The sequence below is a fragment of the Mycobacterium sp. PTI7 genome, assembly GCF_056679845.1.
The window spans coordinates 3257806-3271157 of sequence record NZ_CM155252.1 but is presented as its reverse complement, the minus strand read 5'-3'; the positions used below and the strand labels follow the sequence as shown (position 1 = coordinate 3271157).

13 protein-coding genes are annotated in these 13352 nt (G+C 70.5%); 8 read left to right on the top strand and 5 right to left on the bottom strand.

Features of this window, described 5'->3' with window-relative positions:
• Window positions 1-77: 77 nt before the first annotated feature.
• Window positions 78-479, top strand: a complete 402-nt coding sequence (locus tag AC1MEY_RS15645; RefSeq protein ID WP_480226409.1) for a lipoprotein LpqH — start codon at window positions 78-80, stop codon at window positions 477-479.
• A gap of 99 nt (window positions 480-578) precedes the next feature.
• Here the strand turns inward: AC1MEY_RS15645 and AC1MEY_RS15640 are convergent, their stop codons facing one another.
• Window positions 579-1271: a guanylate cyclase gene (locus tag AC1MEY_RS15640; RefSeq protein WP_480226408.1), complete on the bottom strand. Its 693-nt coding sequence runs from the start codon at window positions 1269-1271 to the stop codon at window positions 579-581.
• A 26-nt stretch (window positions 1272-1297) separates the two neighbouring features.
• Here AC1MEY_RS15640 and AC1MEY_RS15635 point away from each other — a divergent pair, with 26 nt between their 5' ends.
• Entirely contained in the window at window positions 1298-1459 is a 162-nt protein-coding gene (locus tag AC1MEY_RS15635) for a hypothetical protein (protein ID WP_480226407.1), read from the top strand.
• Window positions 1460-1635: 176 nt separating this feature from the next.
• Here the strand turns inward: AC1MEY_RS15635 and AC1MEY_RS15630 are convergent, their stop codons facing one another.
• Together AC1MEY_RS15630 and AC1MEY_RS15625 are read right to left on the bottom strand one after the other, a co-directional pair.
• Window positions 1636-4554: an aminotransferase gene (locus AC1MEY_RS15630; RefSeq protein ID WP_480226406.1), complete on the bottom strand. Its 2919-nt coding sequence runs from the start codon at window positions 4552-4554 to the stop codon at window positions 1636-1638.
• On the bottom strand, window positions 4551-5411 hold the full coding sequence (locus AC1MEY_RS15625) for an alpha/beta fold hydrolase (protein ID WP_480226405.1): 861 nt from the start codon (window positions 5409-5411) through the stop codon (window positions 4551-4553). Before AC1MEY_RS15625 ends, AC1MEY_RS15630 begins: the two co-directional genes overlap by 4 nt.
• 236 nt (window positions 5412-5647) lie before the next feature.
• Here AC1MEY_RS15625 and AC1MEY_RS15620 point away from each other — a divergent pair, with 236 nt between their 5' ends.
• From AC1MEY_RS15620 to AC1MEY_RS15610, 3 genes are read left to right on the top strand one after another with little or no spacing between them, the layout of a single operon-like run.
• Window positions 5648-6292 (top strand): Mce protein, encoded by a 645-nt coding sequence (locus AC1MEY_RS15620; RefSeq protein ID WP_480226404.1) that lies wholly within the window; start codon window positions 5648-5650, stop codon window positions 6290-6292.
• Window positions 6289-6900, top strand: coding sequence for a hypothetical protein (locus AC1MEY_RS15615; protein WP_480226403.1), 612 nt, complete (start codon window positions 6289-6291; stop codon window positions 6898-6900). Before AC1MEY_RS15620 ends, AC1MEY_RS15615 begins: the two co-directional genes overlap by 4 nt.
• Window positions 6901-6904: 4 nt before the next feature.
• Entirely contained in the window at window positions 6905-7798 is an 894-nt protein-coding gene (locus tag AC1MEY_RS15610) for an alpha/beta fold hydrolase (protein ID WP_480226402.1), read from the top strand.
• Here the strand turns inward: AC1MEY_RS15610 and AC1MEY_RS15605 are convergent.
• Window positions 7795-8598: an SDR family NAD(P)-dependent oxidoreductase gene (locus AC1MEY_RS15605; RefSeq protein ID WP_480226401.1), complete on the bottom strand. Its 804-nt coding sequence runs from the start codon at window positions 8596-8598 to the stop codon at window positions 7795-7797. The genes AC1MEY_RS15610 and AC1MEY_RS15605 overlap by 4 nt on opposite strands.
• 22 nt (window positions 8599-8620) lie before the next feature.
• Here AC1MEY_RS15605 and AC1MEY_RS15600 point away from each other — a divergent pair, with 22 nt between their 5' ends.
• The 3 genes from AC1MEY_RS15600 to AC1MEY_RS15590 all read left to right on the top strand — a co-directional run bounded on the left by AC1MEY_RS15600 (window position 8621) and on the right by AC1MEY_RS15590 (window position 12399).
• Window positions 8621-9883, top strand: a complete 1263-nt coding sequence (locus AC1MEY_RS15600; RefSeq protein WP_480226400.1) for a WS/DGAT domain-containing protein — start codon at window positions 8621-8623, stop codon at window positions 9881-9883.
• Between the two features lie 64 nt (window positions 9884-9947).
• Window positions 9948-10466, top strand: a complete 519-nt coding sequence (locus AC1MEY_RS15595; protein WP_480226399.1) for a DoxX family protein — start codon at window positions 9948-9950, stop codon at window positions 10464-10466.
• Window positions 10467-10662: 196 nt separating this feature from the next.
• Complete coding sequence (locus tag AC1MEY_RS15590) at window positions 10663-12399, top strand: DUF3556 domain-containing protein (protein WP_480226398.1); 1737 nt, start codon at window positions 10663-10665, stop codon at window positions 12397-12399.
• Here AC1MEY_RS15590 and AC1MEY_RS15585 read toward each other — a convergent pair.
• Entirely contained in the window at window positions 12389-13186 is a 798-nt protein-coding gene (locus AC1MEY_RS15585; protein ID WP_480226397.1) for a FadR/GntR family transcriptional regulator, read from the bottom strand. The genes AC1MEY_RS15590 and AC1MEY_RS15585 overlap by 11 nt on opposite strands.
• Window positions 13187-13352: the final 166 nt, after the last annotated feature.

The following is a 13352-nucleotide window of genomic DNA, read 5'->3' as shown; positions in this document are numbered from 1 at the left end:
AGTCGAGGCCGCGCGCCTCGGTCGTGCGCGCAGGCGTGTTGAGATCCGGTGAGGCGCTTGCGTGTACGGCGCTCGTCATGGTGGCTTGCGGATGCTCGGACGGGCCGGAAGTTGAGACCACGCTGGTGTTCGACGGGGAACGCCGCACGATCACCACCACGGACGTGTCGTGCACGCGGTCCGGTGACGGCGTCCTGATCTTCGTCGACGGGCCGGGCCGGGAGATGGTGCGCGCGGTGGTCGTCGAGCAGGGACATCTCGTGGTGGAGCGAATCGCGTTGCGGCACGGCGAATGGCGCGGTTTCATCGCCGATCCGCGGGAGGTCGAGGCGACGAAGGTCGACGACGTCTACCGCTTCCGCGGGCGCATGCCGCCGAACGAGGGGGAGACGGCGAGTCACCTCTTCCAGATCGAGGTGACGTGTCCGGTGATCGTCGACCGGACACCCGTCCCGGGCAACGAACTCACCATGCCGTGACGGGAGAAGAGTGATTCGGTCCGTCGACCTCGGGGATGATCATCGACGGACCGAATCATGCGTAATAGCGCATACGTGAGGCGGTTTATTCCGAGGGGCTCAGATGGTGACGACGATCTCGTCGCCGAGCCGGTAGCCCTCCGTCAGCGGCAACACGTCGCCGCTCCAGAACTTCCCGGGGTCGAACCAGTTGTGGTGCTTCTCCGTCGTCAGCAGGCCCATCTCCTCGTAGGTGATGGCGACGGTCTCCGCGCAGTAGGCAGTCTGCAGGCCGGCGCGGCGCTGCTCGTCCTTCTTCCGTTCCGCCGACTGCCGCACCAGGCGGTGGACGAGTGGCAGTCCGCGCGTGAAGTCGCTGACCACCGGAAGCCGGCCGCGCATCCACCGGCCGGTCAGGCGGGCGGTGGTGGGGAACGCCGTCCCGTCCATGCGGGCGATCACGCGCAGCATCTCGTCCTCCTGGGTGCGCGTCGCGTACGGCGTTAACTGTCGCAACCAGCATCGCTGGCCGTACTGCTGCAGCCACTGCTCGACGGCCTGCTTCGCGTCGTTGAGTTGGACCCCGCGGTGATGGGTGCCCGTCCACACGTCGAGCAGCTTGGCGCCGAGTTCGGCATGCCAGATCAGCGGCGGCAGGTCGTCGATCGCCACCGTCATCCCGACGTGATTGACCGGCGCGTTGGTCATGGTCTGGATGGCGCGGTCGGGGCCGGAGTCGCCGCGGAACAGCCAGATGTCACCCGTCCGCGTCTCGGCCAGGGCGCGCTCGAGGGTCACCGTATTCGCGTTCACAGGCGCAGCTTAGGCAGAATTCGTCCATGCGAGGGATCTGGAAGTGGGTTGGCCTGGCCGGTGTTGCGGGCGTGGTCGCGGGCGGGGCGCTTGTGGCGCGGGATCAGCGCAAGCGAAAGTCGTACACGCCCGACGACATTCGGGCCCGGTTGCATCAGCGGTTGGCCGAGGCCGGCGGGACCGACTGACGACGGCGCGCGTACGCCGGTCGCGCCACACTGCGACGGGACCTGGGCACGAACGTGCGGATTGTCGGGTTCGTGACCGGCGTGTCGCCCGCAGACACGCACGCTCGCCGGAGGAGACACGCCCGCTCGCCGGAGGAGGTGCCCCGGCCGGAGAAGGTGCTCCCGCCGGGGGAGCGCTACCAGCCCTCGGTGAGGACGCGGTCGAGGGTGTCGACGTAGAAGTCGGCGCCGGCGACGTCGATGCACAGCGGCGGCTTGGTCTTCAGGATGTTCTGGTGGTCACCGGTGGGCTGGATGACCACGCCGAGGTCGAGCATCCGATTGCAGATCGCCGCGGTCTCCTCGGGCGCCGGCACGAGCGACTCGCGGTCGCGGACCATCTCGACGCCGAGGTACAGGCCCATCCCGTGCACCGTCCCGATGATCGGGTGCCGGTCCCGCAGCGCCAGCAGCCGCTCCTTCAGGTGGGCTCCGACGCGTTTGGCGTTGCCCTGCAGGTCCTCGTCGGCCAGCACGTCGAGCACCGTCAATCCGATCGCGCACGACAGCGGGCTGCCGCCGGTCGACGAGAAGAAGTACCCCTCGGCGGCGAACGCGTCGGCGACGGCGCGACTCGTGATGACCGCACCCAGCGGGTAGCCGTTGCCGGTGGACTTCGCGACCGACACGATGTCGGGGACCACCTGCTGCTGGTGGAAGCCCCAGAACCACTCGCCGAGCCGGCCGAACCCGACCTGCACCTCGTCGGCGATGGCGAGGCCGCCCGCACCGCGCACGGCCGCGTACACGTCGGCGAGATAACCGTCGGGCAGGGTCATGCCGCCCGCGTTGCCGTACACCGACTCACAGATGAAGCCGGCGGGCGGCCTCCCCGCGGCGACCAACTCCTCGATCTGACGCACCGCCTCCACGGCATAGGCGCCGACGTCGCCGCCGCGGTACTTGCCGCGGAAGCTGTTGGGCGACTCCACCGTGTGCACCCAGTCGGGCCGGGTGGTCAACGCGTTCGGGTTGTCGGCGGTCGACGTCGACACCGCGTCGGTCCCGTACGTCCAGCCGTGATACGCCTCGCGCATCGCGACGACGTCGCGGCGACCGGTCGCGGCGGTCGCCAACCGGATCGCGAGATCGCTTGCCTCCGAACCGGAGTTGACCAGGAACACGGTATCCAGCGATTCCGGCAGCGTCGCGGCCAGCCGCTCGGAGTACTCGACCACCGACTCGTAGTTGAAGCGCGAGTTGGTGTTCAGCCGGCGCAGCTGCCGGTTGGCCGCGTCCGCGATCCGCGGGTGGGCGTGGCCCAGGACCGCGACGTTGTTGACCATGTCCAGGTACACCCGGCCGCGCGTCGACATCAGGTAGTTGAGCCAGCCGCGCTCAATCTGCGGCGGGTCGGCGTAGTAGTGCTCCTGCACCTTGGCGAAGCTCTCGTCGCGGCGGGCCAAGAGGTTTCGCGTGCCCGAGGGTGTGGCCGGCGCGAGCCCGAGCAGCGGCCCGGGATCGCGTGCCAGGGCGAGCCAGCCGGGGGCGAGTTCCGCCGTCGTGAACGCCGGCGCGGGCGGTGCGGCCGTGGGCTTCACGGCCACCGCGAACCACTGGTCGGGGGTCGCGGTGGCCAGCGGCGCCCCGGCGTCGACGGCGCCCGATGCGGTGGGCGCCACGCCCGCGATGGACACCTCGACGTCGCCGGCATGCAGGATGAGTCCGTCGTCGACGATCTCGACGTTGCCAGACCACGGCGCCGTGATCGTCACGTCGGCGCCGGGCCAGAGCGCGATGCCGGTCGGGATGACCGCGGGACTGCTCTGGCTCAGGGCCGGTGCCCGCGTCAGCCTCGGTTGCCCGAATTCGGTGACCGCGATCGCCGCCCCGTCGCGCACCAGGGCCCTCGCGAAGTCGTCCTCGACACGCTGCGGAAGCCAGCCGCCGGGGACGAAGGCGCGGTCGAACGACCCGGAGGTGGGTGACAGATCGACGACGGCGACCGCGGCGGGATCGAGTCCGGCGATCAGCGGCCCGCCGGTCAGCGGCGGCGTCTCGTCGGCGAAGCCCAGGGCGTGGCGGACGACGCCGGACATCACCTCGATCGGCAGCGACGTCGCCTGCTCGAACATCCGCCGCTCGGCGCCCGACTGGTCGGTCACGTAGGCGTTGTCGGGGTCGAGCACCGCCTGCTGTGCGCCGCTGGTGATCAGGACGGCGGTGCGCAGCACCAGCAGCGGCCACAGGGCGTCGGCCTCGGCCTGCGAAAGCGGCCGGATCGCATGAAACGCATTGACACCGGGGAGGATCGACGTCGGCGACGCGCCCGGATGACCCAGCACCGAGGACAGGGTGATGGCGAGTTCGGACACCGCCCAGGTGTCGGACAGGTCGCCGAAGTCGATGATCCCGTCGGGGTGGCCGCCGTGCGGGGACGCGACGACGTTGGCGTCGGTGAGGTCCAGATGCACGGCCTGACGGGGGAGTTCATCGGCCAACCGGTCCAGGTGGCCACCGGCCGCGCTGGCCGCCGCCAGGAGGCGGGCGCGCAGCGTCTCGTCGGCGACGTGCTCGGCCAGGGCCGACACGACCGCGACGCCGTACCGCAGATCCCACTGCAGCGCGCGGTCGAGACCGGGATGGGTGAAGTCCCGCAGCGCGCGACTCACCCGTCCCGCGAGGGCGCCCATGCCGGCGACCACGCGGGGCGACAGGTAACCGGCGTCGACGAGCGTGCCGCCGTCGAGGTAGGGCAGCAGGCGCACGTGGGCCGGGCCCTCGAGCAGGCCGGTGACCGTGGTGGCGCGCGAGCCCTCGCGGTTGGGCACGGGGACGGCCACCCGCAGGTCGGGCTCGGCGGCGGCGATCACCTGGGCGGCGGCGTCCTGCGCGTCGAGTTCGGTCGCGGTGAAGGCGGGGTTGGCGACCTTGAGCACGCCCACCACCGCCCCGTCCGCACCGTGGGCAAGGAAGTTCTTGTCCTGTTGGCTGCCAAGGGATTCGGCGCGGCCGGACATGCCGTAGTGCTCGGTCAGCAGTTCCTCGGCCCGGGCCTCGCTCACCTGCGGAGCGGGCAGTTCGGGCTGCTCGAGGAAGTTGAAGCCGGCGGTCACGAGCCGACGAACCGGACGACGACGTCGGTGAACGCGTCGTTGTCGTCGCCGGCGGCGGTGTGCCCCGCCTCGGACAGTTCGACCAGTTCGGCGCGCGGAACCTTCGCCAGGAAGTCCTCGACCCCCTCGGCACTGACCACGTCGGACAGCTTGCCGCGGATCAGCAGGATCGGGATCTCGAGGCTCATGGCCGCCTGCTCGAGCTTGTCGACGCGGACGAACGGATCGTCCTCGGGCTTGGTCAGGAACGCCGGATCCCAGTGCCAGTACCAGCGGCCGTCGCGCTGCCGAAGGTTCTTCCTGAGGCCCTCGACGTTGCGCGGCTTGTCCCGGTGGGGGAGGTAGGCCGCGACGGCGTCGGCCGCGTCGTCGAGTGAGGCGAAGCCGTCGATGTTGCTGAACATGAACTCGCGGATGCGCGCGCTGCCGTCCTTCTCGAAGCGCGGCACCACGTCGACGAGGACGAGTTTGGTGACCAGGTCCGCACCGGCCTCGTGCGCGGCGGCGATCCCGGTCAGGCCGCCCATGCTGGCGCCGATCAGGACCACCGGCCTGCCGATCTGGTAGAGCACCTGCAGGGTGTCCGCGCACAGCGCCTCGACGGTGTAGGTGGCCGTGGGGGAGCGGTCACTGTCGCCGTGGCCCCGGCTGTCGAGCGCGACGACCTGGTGGCCCGCGTCGGCCAGGATCTGGCCGGTGTTCTTCCAGGAGTACCGGTTCTGGCCGCCGCCGTGCAGCATCAGGATCGTCGGCCGGTCCCGGGCCGATGCCGCGTCCCGATTCCATTCGTCGGCGACCAGGGCGAGGTCGTCGACGCCACGGAACGTCACGGTCTGCACTGCACTCGAGTCGGTCACGACCACCCTTCCTCCAAGCTCTGCAGCGCACGCTACCCAGCGGGCGCCTCGTCGTGGACGGTAACCCGATCCAGAGGCGATGACTTTCGGCCTGAAGGGTCCTCGCCACGCGGGTCCGGTCCCACTGCGTGCCGCCGTCTGCGAATACCATCCAGCACCGGCACGTAGGTTGGGTCGGACCCGCACGCGTGCCCGCAGGACGACCATGGGCCTGGAGTGTCACCAGAGGAGCAGACATGGCAGACGACGCTGCCGTCCCCGCCGGGAGTGGAACCGACGCGGAAAGCGAGGCATCCGGTGCCGCCGACGAGGTCGACACGGACCTCGACGGCACGCCGGACGACGACCTGGTCGGCGCCGTCGAGGAGCCGGGCGCGCCCCCGCCGCCTCCGGAACCGATGTCGCACGTGCGCCTCGCCACCATCGTCGGCCTGGTCCTGGTGCTCGCCCTCGGCGGACTGACCACCTGGCTGGGATTCCGCGCCTACGAGTCGCACCGGGCCGACGAGCAGCGGCAGCTCTTCCTGGAGGTCGGCCGGCAGGGCGCGCTGAACCTGACCAGCGTCGACTACGCGCAGGTCGATCAGGACGTGCAGCGCATCCTCGGCAACGCGACGGGGCAGTTCTACGACGAGTTCAACCAGCGGGCGAAGCCGTACGCCGAGGTGGTGAAGCAGGTCAAGTCCAAGTCCGTCGGCACGGTCACGGAGGCGGGCGTCGCGTCGATGTCGCCGGACGGTGCGGACGTGCTCGTCGCGGTCGTCGTCACCACCGTGCTCGAGGGTCAGCCCGAGCAGGCCCCCCGCGCGTGGCGCATGCGGATCACGGTGCATAAGGACGGCGACGACGCGAAGGTGGCCGACGTGGAGTTCGTGACATGACCGAGAAGGATGAGACGACGGTGGCCGCCGACGACACCACCCCCGATGACACAGAACTCGTCGACACCGATCTCGACGAGGGCGAGGCGGCCGTCGAGACCGCGCCACCGCCGGCCGCTCCGGGTCGGGACCGGGCGCGCATCCTGGCGTACGGCATCCTGCCCGGCCTGGTGCTGATCCTCTGCCTCGCCGCGGGATACCTGAAGTACGTGGACAACTCGGAGCGCATCGACGACGCCGCCCGCGAGCAGTCGGTGCAGGCGGCCAGGAACAGCACGATCACACTCCTGTCCTACACACCGGACAAGGTGGAGCAGCAGCTCGGCGACGCCCTCAACCTGCTGACCGGCGGCTTCCGCGACACCTACACCACGTTCACCCGCGACGTGGTGATCCCCGGCGCCCAGCAGCAGCAGGTCTCCGCCGTGACGACGGTGCCGTCGGCCGCGTCGGTGTCGGCCGACCCGAACCGGGCCGTGGTGCTGCTGTTCGTCAACCAGACCGTTTCCGTCGGGGGCAATGCACCCACCAACACGGCGTCCAGCGTGCGCGTCACGCTGGAGAAATCAGGTGACCAGTGGCTGATCTCGGCATTCGATCCGGTGTGACCCGATGACCGAACCCCGCGTGATCGACGTTCCCACGCCCGACGTGGATCTGGTGGCACTGACGTGGGGGCCCGACGACGGCCCGATCGCGCTGTGTCTGCACGGATTTCCCGACACCGCGCACGGGTGGCGCAAGGTCGCGCCCGCGCTGGTTGCCTCCGGCTACCGGGTGGTCGCCCCGTTCATGCGGGGCTACGCGCCGTCCTCGATTGCCGCCGACGGCAGCTACCACATCGGCGCGCTGATGACCGACGCGCTGCGGGTCCGCGACGCCGTGGGCGGGACCGATCGGGACGTCCTGATCGGCCACGACTGGGGCGCGATGGCCGGGGCGGGCCTGGCGGCGATGCCGGACTCCCCGTTCGTGAAGGCCGTCATCATGTCGGTGCCGCCGGCGGCGGCGTTCCGTGGCAGGGTTCCCGACGCGACCGGGCTGTTGGCCGAGATCCCGCGCCAACTGCTGCGCAGCTGGTACATCGCGTACAACCAGTTGCCGTGGCTGCCCGACCGGTCCGCGTCGTGGATGATCCCGCGGCTGTGGCGGCAGTGGTCGCCCGGATACGACGCGCGCGAGGACGTCGACCTGGTCCGGGCCGCGATCGGCGCACCGGCGAATTGGCGTGCGGCGCTGACCTATTACCGCCAGACGATGCGCGGCAGCCGCCCGCCCGAGCGGTACGCCGAGATGCACCGCCACTGGCTCCGGCCGCCGACGATGCCGACGCTGTACCTGCACGGCGCCGACGACGGCTGCGCCTCGGCGGCCTACTCGCGCTGGGTGGAACGCGTGCTGCCCGAGGGGAGTCGCGTCGAGATCGTCGCCGGCGCAGGCCACTTCATGCAGTTGGACCGGTCCGACGCCGTCGGCGGCCTGATCACCGAGTTCGTCGGCGGTTAGCGCTTCTTCAGCGACGGATGGCTGCTCGCCAGGATCGGGAGCAGCAGTCGGCGGGGCAGCACCTTGTACACCGCGGCGCCGACCCGGTTGGCGATGCCGGGCACGATCACCGATTTGCCCGCGGCCAGCCCGTCCACCGCGGTACGCGCGACCTCGTCGGCGTCCACCCACATGATCTTGGGCAGTGACGCCTCGGCGTCGGCGTCCGAGATGCCCGCCGCCGCACCGAAACCCGTCTTCACCGGACCGGGGCACAGGGTGGCCGCGCGGACCCCGGTGCCCGCCAGTTCCTGGCCGAGCGCCTGGGTGTAGGACAGGACGAACGCCTTCGCGGCACCGTAGGACGCCTGTCCGGGCAGCGGCCCGAACGCACCCACCGACGCGACGTTCAGCACGGCCCCGCTGCCCCGGCCCACCATGCCCGGTACGAAGCGGCTGCACAGGTCGACCACCGCGCACACGTCCACCTCGACGAGGTTCAGTTCGGCGGTGGGATCGGACTGGGCGACGGGCCCACTGGTGCTCAGCCCGGCGTTGTTCACCAGAACGTCGACCACCAGGCCGAGTTCGTCGACCCGATCGGGCAGCGCGGCACGGTCCGCGGCGTCGGCGAGATCGGCGGCCAGTACGTGGGCGGCCTCGCCCAGCTCGGTGGCCAGCGCCTCCAGTTTGTCGGCGCGGCGCGCGACCAGGATGACGCGTCGACCGCGCCGGACGAAGTCGCGGGCCAGTTCGTCGCCGATGCCCGACGAGGCACCCGTGACGAGGACCGCACCGTTGCCGCTGGCCGCTGGAAGCATGTCGGCAGCCTAACCTTGGCGGGTGCCCGTGCCGAGACTGACGCCGTTCGATGCGCAGATGCACTGGCTGTCGGCCAAGATCCCCAACGACACCTTCCTGCTGTTCGGCTTCGACGGCGTCCCGGACGACCTCGACGAGGCGCTGGCCCAGGTCCGGGCGCGAGCGGCGACGTGTCCCGAGTTGGGGGTGCGCATCGCCGACCCCGGCGGTCTGCGGTTCCCCGCCTGGACGCCCGCGCCGGTGGCCGCCCACCAGACCGTGGTCCACCGCCTCGCCGACCGCAGCTGGCAGGGCTGCCTCGACGCCGTCGTCGCACTGGTCGCCGACCAGCTCGACGCGACCGTGACCGCGTGGCGCCTGCACGTCTTCCCGGACGTGGACGGCGCGCCGGGCGTGGATGGATCCGGAACCGTTGCGGTGCTGCAGGTCTCGCACGCACTGGGTGGCGGCGGCCGGACGTCGCTGACGGCTGCCATCGCGTTCGGACGCGACGGCGTCCTGCCGGAGGTGACGCCGTGGCACCTCAGCCCCGTCCGGCTGCCGCAGCTGGGGCTCCGCGCCGCCCGGGCCCACCGCGAGCTGGTCGCCGACACCGACGCGGGCCGGGTCCCGCCGCCGGCGCCGCTGCGACCGCTGCTGCGCACCAACGCCCGGCCCGACGGGACACGCTGGCTGCGCACGGTGGTCCGGTCACGCGCCGAGCTGGCCCGGCCGACGGTGACCGTCGGTGCACTGTCGGCGATCTCGGAAGCCTTGGCCGGCCACCTCCGCGCACTCGGCCAGGACCCGACGTCGCTCGGTGCGGAGCTGATGATCGCGAAGGCCGGGCCGCGCCGGGCGTACAACCACTTCGGCGCCGCGGGCGTCGGACTGCACGTCGACGCCACGCGTGACGAGCGTCCCAGTCTCGTCGCCGCCGACATCGCCGACCGCCGTCGGCGGGCCGCCCACCCCGCGATGGTGGCCGAGGCCATGGCGTTCGCCGCCACCCCCGCGCCGCTGATGCGCTGGGGCGCCGCCCAGTTCGACCCCGACGTTCGGGTGGACGCGGTCACGGGCAACACCGTCGTGTCGAGCGTCAACGGCGGTGCGGCGGACTACGCGTTCGGCGGCCGACCCGTCGTACTGCTCGCGGCGTTCCCGGGCCTGTCCCCGATGATGGGGCTGACGCACTGCGTGTCGGGCGTCGGGGAGGCGGTGTCGATCAGCGTGCACGCCGCGGAGTCGGCCGTCGACGACGTCGACGCGTACGTCGCGCGCCTCGAGGCGGCGCTGGACGGCTAGCCGCACGGGCGCGATGCCTACGTGGGCTGCGCGCCAGCTTTACGGATGTTCTACATTCTGTTGCGTGGAAGCCTCTGATTTCGCCCTGCTGGTGCTGCGCCTCGTGCTCGGTCTGACCATGGCCGCGCACGGCTACAACAAGTTCTTCGGCGGCGGCCGCATCCCCGGCACCGCCGGCTGGTTCGACAGCATCGGGATGAAGCCCGGGATGTTCCACGCCCGCGTCGCCGCGAGCACCGAACTGGCCGCCGGCCTGGGGCTCGCGTTCGGTCTGCTGACGCCGATCCCCGCCGCCGGGTTCGTGGCGCTGATGCTGGTCGCGGCGTGGACCGTGCACCGCAAGAACGGCTTCTTCATCGTCAAGGAGGGCTGGGAGTACAACCTGATCCTCGCCGTCGCGGCCGTGGCGATCGCCGGCACGGGCGCGGGCAGGCTCAGCCTGGACCACCTGCTGTTCGCCGGCTCGGGTGTCTACGACTACCTGCACGGCTGGGGGGGTCTGCTGATCGCCGCCGTGCTGGGCCTCGCGGGCGGCATCGGTCAGCTCGCGATCTTCTTCCGCCCCCCGGCCCCCACCACCTGACCGACGGCCCCCGGCGAGCAGACGCAAACGTGCGCGACACGCCGGGCTGAGCGGCACGTTTACGTCTGCTCGCGGGAGAACCGGACCCCGCGAAAAGACGTGAACTCCCCTCGTTGGGCGCGAAACAGGGGAGTTCACGTCTGCTCGCGGGGGAAAGTGACCCGGCAGATCTAGAACACGTTCTAGTCTTGCCCGCATGGGATTTCTGAAACAGGACGTGCCCGTCGTCGACTACGACGTCTGGAGCAAGGGAACCCGCGCCGAGAAGATCAAGCCGATGGCCCGGCACTGGGCCGAGGTCGGGTTCGGCACCCCGGTGGTGCTCCACCTGTTCTACGTCGTGAAGATCCTGCTGTACGTGCTGGCGGCGTGGCTGCTGGCGCTGGCGACGACGGGGATCGACGGGTTCACCGCCGTCACGACCTGGTACGACGAACCGATCGTGTTCCAGAAGGTCGTGCTGTTCACGATGCTGTTCGAGGTCGTCGGTCTGGGGTGTGGCTTCGGGCCCCTGAACAACCGCTTCTTCCCGCCGCTGGGATCGGCGCTGTACTGGTTGCGGCCCAGCACCATTCGGCTCCCACCGTGGCCCGACCGCATCCCGCTGACCAAGGGCGACGCGCGGTCCCCCGTCGACGCGCTGCTGTACGCGGCGCTGCTCGTCGTGCTGGTGGTCGCGTTGTTCTCCGACGGCACGGGACCCATCCCCGCGCTCGGCACCGACGTCGGAGTGCTGCCGGCCTGGCAGATCTGGGCGATCGCGGGCCTGCTGGTGGTGGCGGGCCTGCGCGACAAGGTCATCTTCCTGGCGGCGCGCGGTGAGGTCTACGGGTCGTTCGTGGTGGCGTTCATGTTCAGCGGCGTCGACATGATCATCGCCGCCAAGCTGGTGTGCCTGGTGATCTGGATCGGCGCCGCCACCTCGAAGCTCAACAAGCACTTCCCATTCGTCATCTCGACGATGATGAGCAACAACCCGGTGATCCGCCCCCGCTGGATCAAGCGGAAGTTCTTCGAGTCGTTCCCCGACGACCTGCGACCCGGCCGCCTGTCCCGAGGCCTGGCCCACTTCAGCACGGTCATCGAGGGTTTGGTGCCGCTGGTGCTGTTCTTCAGTCACGGCGGCTGGGTGACGGCGATCGCCGCGGCCGTGATGTTGGTCTTCCACTTCGGCATCCTGTCGGCCATCCCGATGGGTGTGCCGCTGGAGTGGAACGTCTTCATGATGTTCGCCGTGCTGGCGCTGTTCGTCGGCCACTCCGACATCGGGTTGGCCGACATGCAGAGCCCGTGGCCGATCGTGCTGTTCGTCGCCGTCGCGGGCACCGTCGCGATGGGCAACCTGTTCCCGCGCAAGGTGTCGTTCCTGCCCGGCATGCGCTACTACGCGGGCAACTGGGACACCTCGCTGTGGTGCGTCACGCCATCGGCTGCGGAGAAGATCACCGACAACATCGCCGCGATCGCCGCCATGCCGGCCGCGCAGATGGAGAAGTTCTACGGCAGCAAGGAGACCGCGGAGATGTACCTCTACATGGGGTACGCGTTCCGCTCGTTCAACACCCACGGCCGCGCGATGTTCACCCTGGCCCACCGAGCGATGGCGGGCCACGACGAGGCGGACTACGTGCTGACCGACGGGGAGCGGATCTGCTCGACGGCGATCGGCTGGAACTTCGGTGACGGCCACATGCACAACGAGCAACTCATCGCCGCACTGCAGGCACGCTGTCACTTCGAGCCCGGTGAGGTGCGGGTGCTGCTGCTCGACGCGCAGCCCATCCACCGGCAGCGTCAGGAGTACCGCCTCGTCGACGCCGCGACGGGGGAGTTCGAACGCGGCTACGTCAACGTCGCCGACATGGTGACGCGGCAGCCCTGGGACGACACGGTGCCGGTTCAGGTGACGTGGTCGAAGACCGTCACTGCATGACGTCGCGGACCTTGACGGCCTCGAAGCCCTCGAGCAGCAGGCCGCGGGCCGTGTCGAGGTGCTTGCGCCAGTGCGCCTCCGCGGCGGCGCCGTCGCCGGCACGCAGCAGGGTCAGCAGGCGGCGGTAGGAGCGTGTCAGCTTGTCGTAGTCGGCCTTGGAGACCTCGCGGTGCTCCTTGATCGCGAACGCGGTGTGCCGCACGGTGATCTCCTGGAGCATGCCCGCGATGATCGTCAGCGTCGCATTCCCCGACATCTGGACCATGCGGAGGTGGAAGTCGCCGGTGGCCTCGGCGAGCCGTCCCGACTGCCACCCCGCGGGGATGTGCTCTGCGAGCATCGCCTCGAGTTCGGCCAGGGACTCGGGCGTCGCGTTCTCTGCGAGCAGCCGGACGGCCATGGGTTCGATGCCCGACCGCGCCACCAGCACGTCGGCGATGGTCGCGCCCGACAACTCGAGCAGCAGCCCGGCCGGACGCGCCACGATCTCCGGTCCCGGTACGCGCACCCGGGCGCCGGTGCGGGAGCCGCGGCGTACCTCGACCAGCCGCTCGGACTCCAGGACGCGCACGGCCTCGCGCAGCGTGGGCCTGCTGACGCCGAAGTGGGTCATCAGCTCGGCCTCGTTGGGCAGGAAGTCGCCGTCGGTCAGCTGGCCGTCGACGACCATGCGGCGCAGGGTGCCCGCGACCAGTTCGGCGGTCTTGGGGGAGCGGATGGGCGCGCCGCTGAGCGAGGCGACCGCGTCGGCCCCGATCATGGGTGCTAGCGGGGTGTTGCGTGCCACGCGGGCCTCCTCTCCACCGTCCGGCCGGCAGCCAGCTGGTGAACTCAGTAGAACATGTCGGCCAACCGGGGACCGGTCGTGCAGTTCTACCAACCAGTAGGTTGACCTAGTAAACCTACTCCTTTACCTTCGGTGAGGATCCATCTCGGGCGCGCGAGCGCCGACC